13 protein-coding genes are annotated in these 19,182 nt (G+C 70.8%); 1 reads left to right on the forward strand and 12 read right to left on the reverse strand.

Features of this window, described 5'->3' with window-relative positions; all coding sequences use genetic code 11:
• The first annotated feature begins 172 nt into the window (after window positions 1–172).
• Window positions 173–1,798 carry an adenosine deaminase gene (locus ACFUJY_RS20535; RefSeq protein ID WP_383301436.1) on the forward strand — a complete coding sequence of 542 codons (1,626 nt, stop codon included), beginning with the start codon at window positions 173–175 and terminating at the stop codon, window positions 1,796–1,798.
• Between the two features lie 79 nt (window positions 1,799–1,877).
• Here the strand turns inward: ACFUJY_RS20535 and ACFUJY_RS20540 are convergent, their stop codons facing one another.
• From ACFUJY_RS20540 to ACFUJY_RS20595, 12 genes are all read right to left on the reverse strand, one after another.
• Window positions 1,878–2,381, reverse strand: coding sequence for a hypothetical protein (locus tag ACFUJY_RS20540; protein ID WP_383301439.1), 504 nt, complete (start codon window positions 2,379–2,381; stop codon window positions 1,878–1,880).
• A 39-nt stretch (window positions 2,382–2,420) separates the two neighbouring features.
• Entirely contained in the window at window positions 2,421–3,857 is a 1,437-nt protein-coding gene (locus ACFUJY_RS20545; RefSeq protein ID WP_383301442.1) for a hypothetical protein, read from the reverse strand.
• Window positions 3,858–3,945: 88 nt separating this feature from the next.
• Window positions 3,946–7,023, reverse strand: a complete 3,078-nt coding sequence (locus tag ACFUJY_RS20550; RefSeq protein ID WP_383301445.1) for a glycoside hydrolase family 3 N-terminal domain-containing protein — start codon at window positions 7,021–7,023, stop codon at window positions 3,946–3,948.
• A 120-nt stretch (window positions 7,024–7,143) separates the two neighbouring features.
• Window positions 7,144–8,562 (reverse strand): GH1 family beta-glucosidase, encoded by a 1,419-nt coding sequence (locus ACFUJY_RS20555; RefSeq protein WP_383301448.1) that lies wholly within the window; start codon window positions 8,560–8,562, stop codon window positions 7,144–7,146.
• A 30-nt stretch (window positions 8,563–8,592) separates the two neighbouring features.
• Window positions 8,593–9,606, reverse strand: a complete 1,014-nt coding sequence (locus tag ACFUJY_RS20560; protein ID WP_383301451.1) for an ABC transporter ATP-binding protein — start codon at window positions 9,604–9,606, stop codon at window positions 8,593–8,595.
• A complete protein-coding gene (locus ACFUJY_RS20565) occupies window positions 9,603–10,589 on the reverse strand; it encodes an ABC transporter permease (protein ID WP_383301454.1) in 987 nt (328 codons plus the stop codon). Before ACFUJY_RS20565 ends, ACFUJY_RS20560 begins: the two co-directional genes overlap by 4 nt.
• A 3-nt stretch (window positions 10,590–10,592) precedes the next feature.
• Window positions 10,593–11,573, reverse strand: coding sequence for an ABC transporter permease (locus ACFUJY_RS20570; protein ID WP_383301457.1), 981 nt, complete (start codon window positions 11,571–11,573; stop codon window positions 10,593–10,595).
• Window positions 11,570–12,631, reverse strand: a complete 1,062-nt coding sequence (locus ACFUJY_RS20575; RefSeq protein WP_383301459.1) for an ABC transporter ATP-binding protein — start codon at window positions 12,629–12,631, stop codon at window positions 11,570–11,572. The genes ACFUJY_RS20570 and ACFUJY_RS20575 overlap by 4 nt, the downstream gene beginning before the upstream one ends.
• Before the next feature lie 24 nt (window positions 12,632–12,655).
• The gene (locus tag ACFUJY_RS20580) at window positions 12,656–14,332 is read right to left on the reverse strand and encodes an ABC transporter substrate-binding protein (RefSeq protein WP_383301462.1); all 1,677 of its coding nucleotides are present in this window, start codon (window positions 14,330–14,332) and stop codon (window positions 12,656–12,658) included.
• A 128-nt stretch (window positions 14,333–14,460) separates the two neighbouring features.
• Window positions 14,461–15,435 (reverse strand): LacI family DNA-binding transcriptional regulator, encoded by a 975-nt coding sequence (locus tag ACFUJY_RS20585; RefSeq protein ID WP_383301464.1) that lies wholly within the window; start codon window positions 15,433–15,435, stop codon window positions 14,461–14,463.
• A gap of 347 nt (window positions 15,436–15,782) precedes the next feature.
• Window positions 15,783–17,390, reverse strand: a complete 1,608-nt coding sequence (gene cimA / locus ACFUJY_RS20590; RefSeq protein WP_383301467.1) for a citramalate synthase — start codon at window positions 17,388–17,390, stop codon at window positions 15,783–15,785.
• 504 nt (window positions 17,391–17,894) lie between these two features.
• On the reverse strand, window positions 17,895–18,980 hold the full coding sequence (locus ACFUJY_RS20595) for a branched-chain amino acid aminotransferase (protein WP_383301470.1): 1,086 nt from the start codon (window positions 18,978–18,980) through the stop codon (window positions 17,895–17,897).
• Window positions 18,981–19,182: the final 202 nt, after the last annotated feature.

Here is a 19,182-nt window from a genome sequence, read left to right on the forward strand (position 1 = left end):
CAGTTTCCACTCTTCGTTAGTGGTCTAGACCTACCCCCGTCCGCGTGAGCTGCGCGAACGGCCCCCGTCCGGCAGAACTTTCCGGAGGGCGTCTCCACTCGATCGGGTGGACGTTCCTCCGCAAAGGCATGATTCGCGGGCAAATGACGAATGCGAGCGCGATCATGCCTCGGTGATCTCTTCCCATCGGACAGCCCGTCGCCCCAAGTCCCCTCTGCTGGCCGGGTTCGGCGGTGCCCTCGCCCTGCTGAGCCTGATCCCGGCGATCCCCGCGACCGCCGCCGCGCCCGCGCCCGACAGCGCCGTACGCTCCACCGCCTACGCGGCGCCGCGCCCGGTGACACCCGCCGAACGCCGTACCGCCGCCCACCTGGACTCGCTGCGGGACCGGCCCGCACGGCTGCGGGCCTTCTTCAAGGAGCTGCCCAAGGGCGGCGACCTGCACAACCACCTCTCCGGAGCGGTGACCACCGAATACCTGCTCCAGCTCGCCATCGAGCAGGGGCTCTGCATCGACGCGACGATGACCGCCGTGGCCTCCCCGTGCGCCCCGGGCAGCCGGCCGGCCGCCGACGCGCGCACCGACGCCGCGTTCCGGCAGCAGATCATCCGGGCCTGGTCGATGCAGGACTTCCCGGCCGACGAGTCCGGGCACGACCACTTCTTCGACACCTTCGGCAAGTTCGGCATGGCCACCTGGTACGCCCGGGGCAAGATGCTCGCCAACGTCGCCGACACCGTGGTGAAGCAGAACCAGTTCTACCTGGAGACGATGGTCAGCCCGGCCTCCGAGAGCGCCAAGAAGCTGGCCGACCAGGTGGGTTACGACGCCGACCTGGCCGCCTTCCACCGCAAGCTGGTCGCCGGCGGCAAGCTGGACAAGGTCATCGACGAGGCGGTCCAGGAGGCCGACGACACCGACGTCCAGTTCCGCGAGGCCGCGCACTGCGACACCCCGCGCCCCGCCCCCGCCTGCGAGCTGCCCGTCCGGTGGATCTCTCAGGTCTCCCGGGGCAGTTCCCCGGCCCGCGTGTTCACGCAGATGGTGGTCGGGATGCGGCTGGCCGAGCGCGACCCGAGGTTCGTCGCGGTCAACCTCGTCCAGCCGGAGGACTGGGACAGCTCGCTGGAGAACTACAGCCTCCAGATGCGGATGCTGAAGTACCTGCGCGGGCAGTACCCGGGCGCCCACCTCACCCTGCACGCCGGTGAGCTCGCCCCGGGCCTGGTCAAGCCGGAGGACCTGACCTTCCACATCAACGAGGCGGTCCGGGTCGCCGGCGCCGAGCGCATCGGCCACGGCGTCGACCTGGTCCACGAGGACGACTGGCGCGCGCTGGCCCGGACCATGGCACGGCGGCACGTGGCCATCGAGGTGCCGTTCTCCAGCAACAAGCAGATCCTCGGCATCGCGGGCGACGACCACCCGTTCAACGCGTACCGCCGCTACGGCGTGCCGGTCGTGCTCTCCACGGACGACCCGGGCGTCTCCCGGATCGACATCAGCCACGAGTACCAGTACGCCGCGAAGACGTACAGCCTCTCGTACACCGAGCTGAAGGACCTGGCCCGCGCCTCGCTGGAGTACGCCTTCCGCGACGGCCGCAGCCTGTGGGCCACCGGCACCGCGCCCTCCGGCTACCGCGTGGTGGCGGCCTGCCGGGCCGACCGCCCCGGTGACGGCCGCCCGAGCGCCCGCTGCGCGCGTTACCTCGCGGGCAGCCCGAAGGCCGCGACCGAGTGGCGCCAGGAGGCGGCGTTCGCCGCGTTCGAGCGGACGCACGGCGGGCGCGGCTGAGCCCGCGGGGCGGCCGTTGCACCACGTCCGGGCCGCGGGGACCGTCCCCCGCGGCCCGGACGCGTGTCCGGTGCCCGCCTCAGGGGCGCGGGTCCGGGGCGACGGCGATCCGCACGTTCTGGGGCGCGTCGCGGGGGAAGGTCCAGACGTGGCCGGCGGTGCTGACCGCGGTCACCGCCGTGTCGTCCAGGATGACGTCGCGGAACGGGTCGGACCAGCGGGAGACGGCGAGCCATTCGAGGGTGCTCTCCCCGTTGTCCCGGGTCAGCGCGACCCAGCCGATGGAACCGTGGTGGGCGGACTCGCCCGCCGAGGCCCGGCTCCCCCCGTGGGCGTGGGTGGCGCGGGTGGATTCGACCTCCACCCAGTCGTCCGTGCTCCACTCGGTGGCCCGCAGGATCTCCAGCCAGTGCCACCTCTCGGCCCGCGGATCGTCGGGCCGGTCGGGCGACTGCGTCCGCACGAGATCCATCACGCGCAGGGAGCCGTCGGCGAACACAATGACGTCGCCGTCGGGCGCCTCCCGCTCGCGCCAGCGGCGGTGCACCAGCTCGGCCATGGACCCCGCAACCGACTCGTTCATGTGCTCGATTCTGGCACGGGGTACCCGGCCCCTCCGCGGTCAGAACCCTCCGCCGAAGTCCCCGCCGCCGCCGAAACCGCCGCCGTCGCCGCCGCCGAAGCCTCCCCCGTCGCCGAAACCGCCGCCGCCGAAGCCGGACGAGTCGAAGTCGGTGCCGGAGAAGTCGCCGCCGGAGAAGTCACCGCCCACATCACCGCCGCCGTAGTCGCCGCCCCCGTAGTCCGCCGCGTACGCCGGGGTGGCGAGCATCGAGCCGAGCATGGTGCCGACCAGGAGGCCCGGCAGGAGGCCGCCGCCGAAGTAGCCGCCCGCCCACGGACCGTAGGCCGGACCGGCCTCCCAGTACGGGCGGCGGGTGCCGTCGCCCACCTCGACCGTCCGGCTCATCGGGTCCTCGCCCTCGTTCAGCCGCACCCGGTCCGCCGCGCACACCGGGACCTCCCGGGCGCTGCCGCCCGCCGGGGCCCAGCGGACGTCGGCGACCGAGGGGCCGTGGCGCGGGTCGAAGAAGCAGGGCGGACGGCGGGCCGGGAGTTCGCGGCCGGATCGGCGGGCGTCGAGCACGGCCAGGGAGTACCGCCCGTCCTCCAGGGCCTGGGTCACCCCGCGCACGTCCGAGGGGTGTTCCGCGCCGGCCATACGGGTCTTGGCGCTCTCGTAGGAGTCGAGGGCGCGTTCGTAGTCGGCGCGCATCGCGTCGTCGGCGCCGGGCTCCGCGGGGTGGAAGTCCAGCCGTTCCAGGGTCTCGCCGTACGCCGTGATGTCCTCGTCGACGACCACCCGCAGCCTGTCGAGCGCGGCCCGCTCCTCTTCCGCCTTACGCCTGCGGTTGCGGCGGACGACCGTGAACGCGGCGGCGCCGCCGAGGACCACCACGGCCCCGGTCACCGCCAGGCCGACGGCGGCCGAGCCTCCGTCGGACGCGGAGTGCTCGCCGCCGCTCCAGGAGGCGGGGGCGCTGCCCCGGGCCTGTTCGACGGCGCGGTCCACGAAGGTGTTGAGCTGGGTCGCCGCGTCGGCGTCGGCGCCGGGGGTCTTCACGGCGGCGGTGAGGTTGATGACGGCGTTCCGGGACATGACGCGGGGGTCGGCGCCGGCGCTGAAGCCGTCACCGAGGCGGATCGCGTAGACCCCGGTGATGCCGGTCTCGGCGCGCAGGGTGCGCAGCACGGTGTCCTCGGGGAAGGCGGCGGTGTCGGGCAGCACGGCCACGAACACCGGTTTGTCCGCGTTCTCGATCTTGTCGCGCAGCGCCGCGGCCTGGCTCCGGGAGAGCTGGTCGGAGGCGGCCGGGTCGACGTGGACGGGCCCCTTGCGCAGCGCCCGGGCGACGTCGTCCACGGTGGATGCGCCGGTCGCGGCCGGTGCGGCGGGGGCCGCCGCGGGGGCCAGGAAGAGGGCGAGGGCGGACAGCAGGGCCAGGAGCCCCGCCAGGAGTGCCGGGGCCGGGAAGCTGTGGAACCACCTGTTCCGCATACCTCCAAGCTAACGCACGGGCGAGCTGGCGCACACGCGTACGAAACGGGCGGGCGGCCTCCCGGAGCCGCCCGCCCGTCCCGTGTCCTCAGGCGGCCCGGTAGGCCGTCCTGAGCTTCGCCACCGCACCGGTCAGATCACCGGTGAGCAGCAGGTGGTCGGCGTCCGCGAACGGCTTGGACACCTTCTCGGTCAGCTTGCCGCCGGTCTTCTGCTGGACCAGCAGCCGGGCCTGGCCGACGATCTCCCGGCCCACCTCGGTCCGGCCGAGGCCGGCCTTCTCGGCGACCTGGGCGGCCATACCGAGCAGGGCCAGCGTCAGCTCGCCGCCGGCCGGAGGCTTCTTCAGCGTGGTGAGACCCCAGCCGTACGGGAACTGCGGGTCGTACGACGCGTCGCCCACGTTGATCGGGAGCTGCGCCTCGGACTTGGGCCAGGTCACCGGGAGCTGCCCGGTGAAGGGCCGCTTGCCGAAGAGGACGTCGGCGACGCCGTCGCCCTCGGAGCCCGGCAGCCAGGACGCCACCAGCGCGTCGATGCCGTCGAGCTGGTCGCCGATGAGCTGGGGGCGGCCCGAGACGATCAGGACGGCGCACTTCATCGCGGCGCAGACCTTGTCGATCGCGGCCCGGTCGGCGTCGGACAGCTTCAGGTCGTGCCCGTTGCCGACGTCGCCGACGCCCTCCGCGTACGGGGTCTCACCGACGACGACCACGCCCACGTCGTAGCCGGCGGTGTCGGCGGACGCGTCCTTGGAGTACGTGACGGACGCGGCGTCCTTCTTCATGGCGGACAGGATCGTGGTGCCCGGGGTGATGGCGCCGGACGAGCCCTGCCAGCTGACGGTCCAGCCACCGGCCTGGTTGCCGATGTCGTCGGCGTTGGAGCCGGCGACGTACACCTTCTGCGAGGACTTCAGCGGCAGCACGCCGCCGTCGTTCTTCAGCAGCACCTGCGACTTGGCGGCGGCCTCGCGGGCCACGGCCCGGTGCTCCGCCGAGCCGATCTTCTCCAGGTTGGCGGTGTCCGCGTACGGCTGCTCGAAGAGGCCGAGCTTGAACTTCTGGGTCAGGATGCGGGCGACCGCGTCATCGATCCGGGACTGCGGGATGCGCCCCGCGGCGACCTCGTCCTGGAGCGTCTTCGTGAAGTCCTTGTACTCGGTCGGGACCATGATCATGTCGAGCCCGGCGTTGACGGACGTGCGCACGTCGCTCGCGTAGTCGCCGGGGAGCTGGTCGATCGCCTTGTAGTCACTGATGACGAAGCCCTCGAAGCCCATGCGGTCCTTGAGGACACCGTTGATCATCTCGGCGTCGCCGTGCATCTTCACCGGACCCTGGTCGTCCCCGATGATGTCCAGCGAGGAGTAGGACGGCATGACCGTGCCGACGCCCCGCTTCACCGCGTCCTCGAAGGGCGCGAGGTGGACGGCCTCCAGCTCCTGCCGGGTGACCTTGGTGACGCCCTGGTCGGTCGTGTACGAACCGGTGGTCGACGAGCCGTACTCCGTACCGCCGTCGCCGACGTAGTGCTTGGCGGTGGCCAGCACCTTGTCGTTGCGGTCCAGGTCCCTGCCGTCGGCCGCGCCCTGCATGCCCTGGATCACCGTCTCCAGGGACTTCACGAGGGCCGGGTCCTCACCGTACGCCTCGTAGGAGCGGCCCCAGCGCTCGTCGCGCGAGACGCAGAGGCAGGGGGCGAAGTCCCATGGGACGCCGGTCGCGCGGACCTCGCTCGCGGTGACGGCACCGGTCTTCCGGGCCAGCTTCGGGTCGCGGGTGGCGCCGAGGCCGACGTTGTGCGGCATGACCGTCGCGCCGACCAGGTTGTTGTGGCCGTGCACCGCGTCCACGCCGTAGATCAGCGGGATCTGGAAGCGGGTGGCCTGGGCGCGCAGCTGGTAGCCGTCGATCATCTTCGCCCACGCCTCGGGGGTGTTGGGCGAGGGGACCGAACCGCCGCCGGAGAGCAGCGAGCCGAGGTCGTAGGCCGCGATGTCGCCCTGCGAGGAGAGCGCGTTGCGCTCGGCCTGGGTCATCTGGCCGGCCTTCTCGGCGGGCGACATCCGGGCGAGCAGGTCGGCGACGCGCTTCTTCACCGGCAGCTTCGGGTTCTGGTACGGCAGCCCGTGGGCGTCGATGACGGCCTGCGGGTTCTCCTTGGGCGGCCGGGCGCCGGTGACCGTCAGCTCCAGCGGGACGGTCTTCGCGGTGGCGGCACCGGAGACCTTCTTCGTGTCGACGGCCACGTGGTGGGTGGTGCCCGACGCGGTGCCTGCGGGGAAGGTGTACGTGCCGCTGACCGGCGTGAAGTCGGTGCCGGACTCGGCCGTTCCGCCCTTCGTCTCGTACGCGACGGTGACGGGCTCCTCCAGCGGGACGGACCCGGTCGTGGTGAGCGTGAAGCCGAGGGACGCGGACGCGCCCTGCTTCACCGGGACCACCGCCGCCTCGGTGACGACGCTCGCCTTCAGCGCCGCGTCGGCCTTGCCGTACAGCTCGACGCCGTCCATGGCGAACTTCCCGGGGGCGCCGGGCGGCAGGGTGAGGGCATACCCCCACATCTCGTTCAGGCCGAGCACCTGGTCGATGCCGCCGACGGGCTGGTAGTCGCCCCGGTAGGTGAAGTCGGCGAACGGGATCTCGACGAGGTGCCAGCCCTCCCAGTCGTCGGTGAACGAGGTGGTCCACAGCTCGGACGCCTCGCCGTTGGCGCCGCCGTCCTTGATCTCGAAGGCGATGCGCTTGCCCGAACCGGGCGGCAGCGGCGCGGTGTTCTGGCCGTACCACCAGAAGCGGATGCCCTTGTGGGCGGACCAGTCGTGGGCCGGCTGGTCGGCGGCGTAGTCGTGGCTGAAGCCGCCGTAGCCGCTGATGTCGTAGGTGCCTTCGAGGACCTTGGCGCCCTCGGGGGCGTCGGCGCGGTCCTTCAGCGCCAGGGCGGGCGGGTCGTCGGCGTCGCCGCCCCAGGTGAAGATGCCCTCGGCCGGCTGGTTGGCGAAGGGCACCTCCCCCTCGAAGCGGTCGACGGCGACCGGTGCCGGTTCGTCGGCGGCCGGTGCCGCCGTGGACGGGACGGCCCCGGCGAGCAGGCCGGCCACCACGGTGGCGGCGGCCAGCACGGCGGTGGCGGGTCTCGCCCGGCGGCGGGTGCGGGGTGGCATGTGTGCGGCTCCTTCGTACGGATTGCTGGTGCGGTGCGTACGGGGGCGGCGCGGGCCCTCGGGGGCCCGCGCCGGTGCTGCTGTCGTGCTGTCGTGCCGTCCTGCGGGGGGTGTTGGGGGTCAGGCGTCGCGGGTGAGCCGGATGGTGTCGCGGTACCACTTGGCGCTGTCCTTGAGCGTCCGCTCCTGCGTGTCGTAGTCGACGCGGACGATGCCGAACCGCTTGTCGTAGCCGTAGGACCACTCGAAGTTGTCCATCAGCGACCAGGCGAAGTAGCCCCGCACGTCGGCCCCCTGGGCGCGGGCGGCGGCGACGGCGGCGATGTGGTCGGCGAGGTAGGTGGTGCGGTCGGCGTCGTGGATCTCGCCGTCCTCGGAGACGGTGTCGTCGAAGGCGGCGCCGTTCTCCGTGATGACCGTCGGGAGGCCGTAGTCGTTCTCCAGGCGGACGAGCAGGTCGGTGAGCGCGGTGGGGGTGATCTCCCAGTCCATGGCGGTACGCGGCAGGTCGCGCTCCACCTGCCGGGTGACGGGCAGCCCCTCCGCGTCGGTGGCCGCGCCCTCCTCCGTGACGCCGGAGAAGAGCGAGCCCCGGTAGAAGTTGACCCCGAGCACGTCCAGCGGCGTCGAGATCGCGGCCAGGTCGCCTTCCTGGACGGGCAGTTCGATGCCCTGGGCGGCGAGGTCGGCGACGATGTCCTCCGGGTAGGTGCCCTTGACGACCGGGTCCAGGTAGAGCCGGGCGCCCAGGCCGTCGGCGCGGCGGCACGCCTCGGCGTCCTCGTGGCTGTCGGTCTCCGGGGTGGCGGTGCCCAGGTTGAGGGTGATGCCGAGTTCGAGGTCGTTGCCCCGGGCGGCGGCCTGCTCCCGGAGGTGCCGCGAGGCGAGGCCGTGGCCGAGGAGCAGGTGGTGCACGGCGTGGATCGCCTCGCCGAAGTTCTGCCGGCCGGGCGCCTGGCCCCCGTAGGCGTAACCGAGCATCGCGGAGCACCAGGGCTCGTTGAGCGTGGTCCAGTGTGTGACCCGGTCGCCCAGCGCGTCGTAGGCGAGCGCGGCGTACTCGGCGAAGCGGTACGCGGTGTCGCGGACCGGCCAGCCGCCGGCGTCCTCCAGCTCCTGCGGCAGGTCCCAGTGGTAGAGGGTGACCCAGGGGGTGACGCCCTTGGCCTCCAGCTCGTCCAGCAGGCGCTTGTAGAAGTCGAGGCCCTTCGGGTTCGCGGGGCCCCGGCCGCCCGGCTGGATGCGGGGCCAGGCCAGCGAGAAGCGGTACGTGTCGACGCCGAGGTCCGCGATCAGCTGTACGTCCTCCGGCATGCGGTGGTAATGGTCGCACGCCACGTCACCGTTCTCCCCGCGGACGACCATGCCCGGCACCCGGCAGTACGTGTCCCAGATGGACGGTGTTCTGCCGTCCTCGGCCGCCGCGCCCTCGATCTGGTACGCGGCGGTCGCGACGCCCCAGCGGAAGCCGGCGGGGAGTCCGGGTACGGCCCGGGCGGTGATCTCGCGGGCGTATGCCTGAGGGGTGACGAGGTTCATGGTTCTCCTGTGGTGTGCGGAGCTCAGGGCCTAGGCGCGGGCGGCGGTGGCGGCCGGGGCCTCGTGGTGCAGCCAGCAGGCCACCGAGCGGGAGCCGTCCGTCCCGGGCGCCGTGAGCACCGGGACGTGGGTGTCGCAGCCCTCGACCTTCTTGGCGCAGCGGGGGTGGAAGGCGCAGCCGGTGGGCATCGCCGAGAGGTGCGGGGGCGAGCCGGGGATGCCGCTGAGTTCACGGCGGGGTCCGTGCAGCGCGGGGAAGGAGTGCAGCAGCCCGGCGCTGTACGGGTGGTGGGGGTCGCGGTAGATCTCGGTGGAGCCGGCCTCCTCCACGATCCGGCCGCCGTACATGATCGCGATCCGGTCGGAGAACTCGATCAGCAGCGAGATGTCGTGGGTGATGAAGACGACCGAGAAGCCGAGTTCCTCGCGGTGCCGGACCAGCTGGCGCAGGATCTGGCGCTGCATGACGACGTCGAGCGCGGTGGTCGGCTCGTCCATGATGACGATCTCGGGTTCCAGGGCGAGCGCCATCGCGATCATCACGCGCTGGCGCATGCCGCCGGACAGCTGGTGCGGGTAGGCACCGAGCCGGTCGGCGGAGATGCCGACCAGGTTGAGGAGTTCCCGGGCGCGTGCGGTGCGGTCGGCCTTCTTCATCTCCGGACGGTGCGCCTGGAGCACGTCGGTGAGCTGGCTGTGCACCGTGTAGACGGGGTTCAGCGAGTTCATCGCGCCCTGGAAGACGATGGACAGCTCCTGCCAGCGGAAGGCGCGCAGCTGGGCCGCCGACATCGCGAGCAGGTCCATGGCCTCGCCGTCGCGCCCGTGGTAGTGGACCTCGCCGCCGGTGATGACGCCGGGCGGGGAGAGGAGCCGGGTGACCGCGTAGGCCAGGGTGGACTTGCCGGAGCCGGACTCGCCGGCGAGGCCGAGGACTTCGCCGCGGTGCAGGGTGAGGTCGATGTCGCGCAGGGCGTGCACGGCGTCGGCGCCGGTCCCGTAGTCCACGTTGAGGCCGCTGATGGTGAGGACGGGCTCGCTCATGAGCGGGTCTCCTTGTGGCGCTGGGTGCCGGTGCCGGGACGGGCCACCGGGGTGAAGCCGACGCGCATCTTGACCTTGCGGGAGCCGCCGGTCTCGGTGCGCAGTCGCGGGTTGACGAACTCGTCGATGCCGAAGTTGATCAGGGCGAGGGACATGCCGAGCAGGGCGATGCAGAGCCCGGCCGGGACGAACCACCACCAGGCGCCCTGGGCCAGTGCCTGGCTGGACTGCGCCCAGAACAGGACGGTCCCCCAGTTCCAGTTGGAGATGTCGGCGACGCCGATGAAGGCGAGGGTGATCTCGGAGAGGATCGCGAAGATGACCGTGCCGACGAAGCCGGAGGCGATGACGGCGGTGAGGTTGGGCATCACCTCGAAGAGGATGATCCGCCAGGTCGGCTCGCCGGTGGCGCGGGCCGCCTCCACGTAGTCGCGGCGGCGCAGCGACAGGGTCTGGGCGCGCAGGACGCGGGCGCCCCAGGCCCAGGAGGTGAGGGCGATGACGAAGGCGATGAGCAGGTCGCCGGCGTCCGTGACGAAGCTGGCGATGATGATGATCAGCGGCAGTCCGGGGATGACCAGGAAGACGTTGGACAGCAGCGACAGCACCTCGTCGGCCAGCCCGCCGAGGAAGCCGGCGGTGACGCCGATCAGCACGGACAGGGCAGTGGCGAGGATGCCCGCGACGAAGCCGACGACGAGCACGCCCCGGGTGCCGACGAGGATCTGCGAGAGCACGTCCTGACCGGTCTGCGTGGTGCCGAACCAGTGCGAACCGGAGGGTGCCTGGAGCAGGTCCTGACTCATCGTGTCGGGGTCGTACGGGGCGATCCACGGGCCGATGATCGCGATCAGCACGAAGAAGAGCAGGATGCCCAGTCCGACGACGGTCTTCCGGCCGCGCAGGAACCGGAACGTGCGCTTGCTCGCTGCCGGGGTGTCGGTGGCATCGAGTACGGCGACCTCGGATGCGGTGACGGCCATGTCCTACGCCTCCCTTCGGGTACGGGGGTCAAGGAGCATGTAGAGGATGTCGGCGAGGAGGTTCGCCGCGAGGACGGAGAGCGTGATGATGAGGAAGATGCCCTGCATGAGGGGGTAGTCCTTGGCACCCACGCCCTGGAAGAGCTGATAGCCGATGCCCGGGTAGGAGAAGACCATCTCCACCAGGAGCGTGCCGCCGACGATGAAGCCGAGCGAGAGGGCGAACCCGGAGATGTTGGGCAGGACCGCGTTGCGTGCCGCGTAACCGAACATCACCCGGCGCTCGGAGAGCCCCTTGGCCTGGGCGACCATGACGTAGTCCTCGCTGGACACCGTCACCATCATGTTCCGCATGCCGAGAATCCAGCCGGCGACCGCGCTGAGCACGATCGTGAAGCCCGGCAGCACCCCGTGGTAGAGCGCGCTGGAGATGAACGGCCAGTCGAAGGCGGGCACCAGCGAGTTGTCGTAGCCGCCGTCGGCCGGGAAGAGCGGCCACTTCACGGCGAACAGCGAGATCGCGATGAGCCCGAGCCAGAAGTACGGGATGGACGAGATGAACGTGGTGACGGGCAGCAGGCTGTCCATCCAGGAGCCGCGCCGCCAGCCCGTGAAGACGCCGATGCCGGTGCCGAGCAGGAAGCTGATCAGCGTGGTGATGCCGACGAGCGCGAGCGTCCAGGGCAGCGACTGCGCGATGACCTCGCTGACCGGGGTCGGGAAGAAGGTGAACGAGAGGCCGAGGTCGCCGTGGAACAGGTGCGCCCAGTAGTCGGTGTACTGCTCCCAGATCGACTGCTTCTCGTCGAGGCCGAAGAGGGCCTTCAGCGAGTCGATGGCGCTGGTGTCGAGCTGGCCCTGGAAGCGGGCCATGAGGGCCTGGACCGGGTCGCCGGGCATCAGGCGCGGGATGAGGAAGTTGATCGTGATCGCGGCCCAGGCCGTGACCAGGTAGAAGGCGAGCCGTTGGAGCAGGAACTTCACTTCGCAGCCTCCTTCTCGTGGTCGTCGGTGCGGGCGGTGCCGGTGCCGTCGTAGAGCCAGCAGGCGGCCCACTGGCCGTCGGCCAGGTCGAACCGGGGCGGCAGCTCGGTGCGGCAGCGCTCCATCGCCTTGGGGCAGCGGGGGTGGAAGCGGCAGCCGGCCGGCGGGTCGATGAGCGACGGCGGCTCGCCGGTGCCGGTGTCCTCCGGCTCGTCCTCGTCGCCCGTCCGGTCGGGGTGCGGCGCGGAAGCGATGAGCAGCTGGGTGTAGGGGTGTGCCGGGCGCTGGGTGACGGTCTCGCTGTCACCGCCCTCGACGATGCGGCCCGCGTACATCACCAGGGTGGTGTCCGCGAAGTAGCGGGCGGACGCGATGTCGTGGGTGATGTAGAGGATCGCGAGGTGGAGCCGGTCCTTGAGGTCCTTGAGCAGGTTGAGCACCCCGAGCCGGATGGACACGTCCAGCATCGAGACCGGCTCGTCGGCCAGGAGGACCTGGGGGTCGGCGCCGAGCGCGCGGGCGATGGCCACGCGCTGGCGCTGACCGCCCGACAGCTCGTGCGGGAACTTGTCCAGGTACTGATGAGGAGGAGTCAGCTGGACGCGGTTCAGCAGAGCGGTCAGGTTCTGTTCCAGTTCCGCCTCGCCGCTGCCCGCCCGGCCGTGGATCTTCAGCGACCGGGTCAGGTGGTAGCGCACGGTGTGCACGGGGTTCAGCGAGGCGAACGGGTCCTGGAAGATGAGCTGGACCCGGCGTACGTAACTGCGGAAGGACCGGCCACGTCCGGCCTTCACCGGCTGCCCGTCCAGGTGGATCTCGCCCGAGGTGAGCGGATACAGCTGGGCGAGCAGTCTGGCGACGGTGGACTTCCCGGAGCCCGACTCCCCCACCAGTGCCGTGACGGTGCCGCGCCGCAGCTGCAGCGAGGCGTCGTCGACGGCGTGGACGGTACGGCGCGTGCGCGCGAGGAGGTCGCGGGCGTTGCGCCGCACGGCGAAGTGCTTGGTGACTCCGCGTGCTTCGAGCACGATGTGGTTGTTCTCTGACTGTTCAGACATGGCCGGTACCTGGAATCCCTGGTCCTACTTGGCGGGCTTGAGCTTCAGCACGACTTCCAGCGAGGTGCGCTGGGTGTGCTGCGGGTCGGCGTACGGGTCGTCCTCGGTGGGCCAGCCCACCCAGTTCTTCGTGGAGTACTCCGCCCCGATGGGCGCGGCCGCGGTCGGGACCATCGGCACCTGCTCGACCATGATCTTCTGGAGCGTGTTCATCGCCTCGTTGCGGGCGGTGTCCGTGGTGGCCTGGGCGAAGTCCTTCAGCGCCTCGGTCGCCTCGGTGCTCTTGAAGCGGCCGAAGTTGCCGGACTGGGACGGCTTGCCGATCGGCTGGAGCAGGGCGCCGTCCATGATGTTCTGGTACATGTCGTACGGGGTGGCGCCGCTGTTGGTCCAGTGCAGGGTGGCGTCGAAGTTGCCGTTGGCGACGTCCGCGCCCCAGGCGTCCGCGGTCTGCGTCTTGACCTTGGCGTCGATGCCGATCTTCTTGATGTTGTCCTTGATGATCGACAGGCCGGTGATGTAGTCGTTCCAGCCGGCCGGGTCGGTGAGCGTGAGCTTCACCGGCTTGCCGTCCGGGGCCTTGAGGACGCCGCCGCCGAGCGTGTAACCGGCCTTCTCCAGGACCTTCTTGGCACCCTCGACGTCCGGCGTGGTGGTGGCGTTCTTGTAGTCCGGGGCGATGAAGGACTCACCGGCCGGCAGCGGGATGCCGGTGGGGTTGGTGATCTCCGGGTACAGCGTCGCCTCGGCCTGGGTGTAGATGGCCTTGCGGTCGATGACCATCGCCATGGCCTTGCGGAGCGCCGGGTCGTCGAACGGCTTGCGGGTGGTGTTGAACCAGAGGCCGTGGATGCCGAGGCCGGAGGGGAACCACAGCTTGTGGTTCTTCGGGTCCTTGTCGATGAACAGCTTCTTGAAGTCCGGCATGAAGACGAACGACCACTCCAGCTTGCCGCTGGCCAGCGCGGTGGTCGCCGCGTTGTTGTCGTTGTACGTGCTGTAGCGCAGCTCCTTGACCTTGGTCGACCCCTTCCAGTAGGTCGGCGTGGCGGTCAGGGTGGTGGTCTGCGGCGTGAACGTCTTCAGCTTGTACGGGCCCGAGCCCACGGGCTTCCGGTTCGGCCAGGTCTCCGGGTTGTCGACCTTCTCCCAGATGTGCTTGGGCACGATGAACTGCTGGAGGATCTTGTTCTGGTTGACGTACTGCGAGGTGTTGAAGGTCAGGATGACCTTCTTGTCCTTGACCTCGACCCCGCCCCACTGGATGCCGTCGGCGTTGAGGGCCGGGTGCTTCTTCAGCAGGTTGAAGGTGTACGCCACGTCGTCGGCGGTCAGCGGCTTGCCGTCGGCCCACTTGGCGCGCTCGTCGATGGTGAGGGTGACCTTCGTGAAGTTGAGGTCCCACTTCCAGTCGGTCGCCAGCCACGGGTCGGGCTTGTCGGCGGGCCGGATCTGGCTCACCATCGCCAGCGGCTCGTAGATCATCCAGCGGTAGCCGAGGGTGGCGCCGGCCGAGGTGTTGAGGAACGGGTTGCTGTTGTTCGTCTGCGGCCCGTCCGGCTTGCCGATGTTCAGGACGCCCGAAGCGGCACTGCCGTTGTTCTTGTCGTGGTTCGAGTTGGCCGAGGAACAGCCTGCGGCGAGGGCGACCACCGCGGTGGCGAGGGCGGCTGCTCTCAGCGTGTGACGGCGTGCGGACATAACGACTCCAGGAGGGACTGGCGGGTCTGTGAATTCCGGAAACGGGCAGCGCGGGGCGCGCGCCTTGGTACGGGCGTTGCACGTGCGGTGGTGCGGGTGCGGTGTGGGCCTGGGGGTGCCCTTGTCCGCTAGGGCGCCGAGTGGCGCACGACCAGTTCGGTGGGGAGCACGACCGGGGTTTCCGGTGCGGGCGTGCCGCCCAGGTGGGAGAGGAGCATCCGTGCGGCCGTCTCACCCATCTGCCGGGTGGGCTGGCGCACGGTGGTCAGGGGCGGTTCGGTGTGCTCGGACATCGGGATGTCGTCGAAGCCGACGACCGCGATGTCACCGGGTACGGTCCTCCCCGCGGCGCGCAGGGCCCGCAGGACGCCTGCCGCGGTGATGTCGTTGTGCGCGAAGACCGAGTCGAACTCCGTGCCGGAAGCGAGGAGTTCCTCCACGGCGAGCCGGCCGGAGCGTTCGGTGAAGTCCCCCGGGATGACGAGGTCCGTGGGGAGGACCGAGACGAACCCGGCCGTCCGGTCGCGTACGCAGCCGAAGTGCTCGGGGCCGGTGATCACGACGGGCCTGGTGCGGCCGGCGTCCCGCAGATGGCGGGCGGCCGACGCGCCTCCTTCGTGGTTGGTGGTCACGACGGAGGGGAATTCGGGGTGGTGGCCGCGATCGTCGATGAGCACGATCGGCAGGCCGTCGCGGTGCAGTTCGGTGAGGTGGTCCAGGGTGTTCTCGGGTTCCACCACCACCAGGCCGTCGAAGGCCCGGGCCGACACCTGGCTGGTGAAGCGCTCCACGGACTCGGCCCCGCGGTTGCAGGTGAACAGCAGCAGCCCGTAGTCGGCGGCCTCGACGGTGTCGACCACGCCCTGGAGCAGTTCGCCCATCCAGGGCCAGGTCAGCGAGGGCACCAGCATGCCGACCGTACGGCTGCTGCCGCGGGCCAGGCCGACGGCGCCCGAGCTGGGGACGTAGCCGAGCTGTGCGATCACTTCGCGAACGCGCGCGGCCGTCGAACCGTCCACCTCGCCCTTGGTGTTGATGACCCGGGACACGGTCGTCTTGCTGACGCCGGCCTCGCGGGCGACATCAGCGATGGTGACGCGCATCGGGGGCCTCCAGGACACAACGGGACAGAGGGAACGGCCGTGACGGCCGGGATGGAACCGGTACCGCAACCGGTTCCGGAACCGGTACCGGCGTTGGTGGCGTGAGTTAACCCCGCTGGAACACAGCCGTCAATACTTCACGTCGAGATTGGTCCGTACCCATCTGATAACGAGGAGAACACGGCCCTTTCGTTCATTTCCTGAACGCACAGACCTCTTGACGCGGGCGCCCCGCATCCCGTTCACTCGGTGCCCGTACGGGGCCGTACACGCGAACGCCCCCGTCCGCCCTGCCGGTTGAGGCGGGCGGACGGGGGCGCGCGGGTACGGGCACGGGCCCTTCGGGGTCAGTCCGTCGGTTCGACGCCGGCGCGCAGCAGACCGTAGGTGTACGCGTCCTCCAGCGCCTGCCAGGACGCGGAGATGATGTTCTCGGCGACCCCGACGGTCGACCACTCGGCGGTCCCGTCACCGGTGGTGATCAGCACGCGGGTGGTGGAGTCGGTCCCGGTGCGGCCTTCCAGGATGCGGACCTTGTAGTCGGTCAGCTCCAGCTTGGCCAGCTGGGGGTAGATCCGCTCCATGGCCACCCGCAGCGCCCGGTCCAGGGCGTTGACCGGGCCGTTGCCCTCGGCGGTGGCGACGATCCGCTCGCCCTTGGCCCACAGCTTCACGGTCGCCTCGTTGGCGTGGGTGCCGTCGGGGCGGTCCTCCACGATCGCCCGCCAGGACTCGGTGCGGAAGTAGCGCCGCACCCGGCCCTCGGCCTCGGCGCGCAGCAGCAGCTCGAAGGAGGCGTCGGCGGCCTCGTACGTGTAGCCCTTGAGCTCGCGCTCCTTGACCCGTGCGACGACCCGGGCGACCAGCTCCCGGTCGCCGCCGAGGTCGATGCCGAGCTCGTCGCTCTTCAGCTCGATGGAGGCCCGCCCGGCCATGTCGGAGACCAGCATCCGCATGGTGTTGCCGACCAGGGCGGGGTCGATGTGCTGGTAGAGGTCCGGGTCGACCTTGATCGCGGAGGCGTGCAGCCCGGCCTTGTGCGCGAAGGCGGAGACGCCGACGTACGGCTGGTGCGTGGACGGGGTGAGGTTGACCACCTCGGCGATGGCGTGCGAGACGCGGGTCATGTCGGCGAGGGCGCCGTCGGGCAGGACCCGCTTGCCGTACTTGAGTTCCAGCGCGGCGACGACGGGGAAGAGGTTGGCGTTGCCCACGCGTTCGCCGTAGCCGTTGGCGGTGCACTGGACGTGCGTGGCGCCCGCGTCGACGGCGGCGAGGGTGTTGGCGACGGCGCAGCCCGTGTCGTCCTGGGCGTGGATGCCGAGCCGGGCGCCGGTGTCGGCGAGGACCGTGGAGACGACGGCCTGGATCTGGGCCGGGAGCATCCCGCCGTTGGTGTCGCAGAGGATGACCACGTCGGCGCCGGCCTCGGCGGCGGCCTTGACGACGGCCTTGGCGTACTCGGGGTTGGCGCGGTATCCGTCGAAGAAGTGCTCGCAGTCCACGAAGACCCGGCGGCCCTGCTCGCGGAGGTGGGCGACGGTGTCGCGGACCATCTCCAGGTTCTCCTCCAGCGTGGTGCGCAGCGCGAGCTCCACGTGGCGGTCGTGGGACTTGGCGACCAGCGTGATCACCGGGGCGCCGGATTCCAGCAGCGCCTTGACCTGGGGGTCCTCGGCCGCAGAGCCGCCCGCCCGGCGGGTCGCGCCGAAGGCGACCAGCTCGGCGTTCTTGAACTCGATCTCCTGGCGGGCGCGGGCGAAGAACTCGGTGTCGCGGGGGTTGGCGCCGGGCCAGCCGCCCTCGATGAAGCCGACGCCGAACTCGTCCAGGTGCCGGGCGATGGTCAGTTTGTCGGCGACCGTCAGGTTGATGCCTTCACGCTGTGAACCGTCGCGCAGCGTGGTGTCGAAGACATGGAAGCTGTCGTCGGTGGGCTTGGCCTTGGTGGTCATTGCTGCTCTGACTCCTGTCGGATGAGTGGATCCGGACGGCTGGGCCGTGTCCGGCGGATCAGGGCCGGGGTCGCGACGCCTGGCACGGCACCTCGCCGCGTTGCCGAACCGCCCTAATCGCTCCGCGATGAGGACGCTCCGGCGCCTTGCGATGCACCGCACCAGACGCCGCGCCCTACCCGACCCTGATCTGCCGGACACGGCCCGGCTCCACTTGCCCCCATCATCCCGTGCGCCGCGTTCGCCGGCCGAGGTGGCGGCCGGAAAACAAAAAACCCCTCGCGGGTGCGAGAGGTCTGCGCGCGGGTCTGGGGCACGGTGGCCGTGCCGTACGTGGTGGTACGGGACGGTCACTGCGGACCGGCGCGCCTGCTGCCAATAATCATGACGAACGAGGGCACGGAAGCAGTCTGGCACAGGACCGCCGCCGTGAACCGGCCGTCTCAGGATGCGGGCGTACGGAGAGCCCCCGGCGGGACACCGGGGGCTCTCCGTACCGGGTGCTCACGCCAGGGAGTGCATCCAGCCGTGGGTGTCCTCGGCGGTGCCGCGCTGGATGTCCAGCAGGCGCTCGCGCAGCTTGAGGGTGACCGGGCCGGGGGTGCCGTCGCCCTGGGTCCACTCGCCGCCCGCGCTCTTCACCGTACCGACGGGGGTGATGACGGCGGCGGTGCCGCAGGCGAAGACCTCGGTGAGGGTGCCGGCGGCGGTGTCCTCGCGCCACTGGTCGATGGAGACGCGGGCCTCCTCCGAGGTGTGGCCGAGGTCGCCGGCCAGCTTGAGGAGCGAGTCCCGGGTGATCCCGGCGAGCAGGGAGCCGGTGAGGGACGGGGTGACGATCTTGTCCCCGTACACGAAGTAGAGGTTCATGCCGCCCAGCTCCTCCACCCACTTGTGCTCGACGGCGTCGAGGTAGGCGACCTGGTCGCAGCCCTTGGCGGCGGCCTCGGCCTGGGCGAGGAGGGAGGCGGCGTAGTTGCCGCCGGTCTTGGCGTCGCCCATGCCGCCGGGGACGGCGCGGACCCGGTCCTCGGAGAGCCAGATGGAGACGGGCTTCACACCGCCGGGGAAGTAGGCGCCGGCCGGCGAGGCGATGACCAGGAACAGGTACTCGTTGGACGGCCGCACGCCGAGGCCGACCTCGGTCGCGATCATGAAGGGGCGCAGGTACAGGGACTCCTCGCCGCCGTGGGCCGGGACCCAGGCCGCGTCCTGCTGGACGAGCGCGTCACAGGCCGCCACGAACGTCTCGACCGGCAGCTCCGGCATGGCGAGGCGGCGGGCCGAGGAGCGGAAGCGCTCGCCGTTGGCCTCGGGGCGGAAGGTGGCGACGGAGCCGTCGGGCTGCCGGTACGCCTTCAGGCCCTCGAAGATCTCCTGGCCGTAGTGGAGCGTCATGTTGGCCGGGTCGATCGACAGCGGCGCGTACGGCACGAGCTGAGCGTCGTGCCAGCCGCGGCCTTCGGTCCACTTGATCGTCACCATGTGGTCGGTGAAGTAGCGGCCGAATCCGGGCTGGGCCAGGATCGCCTCGCGCTCCGCGTCGGACAGCGGGTTCGCGGAGGGCTTGAGCTCGATCGTGGTCGTCATGAGTGCGTGTCCTTCACCGTGATGTGTGTGTAGGACCGCGTGCACGCCTTCAGGTGCTAGGACGTCCGAGCTTCGCTGCGAGCCACGGCCCCGTTCGATTATTGCTCGAAGGCTGCCGTGCACGAAATGGCGTGATTGCGGTCCAGGGTTCGATGGTGACACCCGGGGCCGCACAGGAGAAGCCGCCGGGTGCGTCTGCGAC

The organism is Streptomyces sp. NPDC057249, assembly GCF_042669245.1.
Classification (GTDB): Bacteria; Actinomycetota; Actinomycetes; order Streptomycetales; family Streptomycetaceae; genus Streptomyces.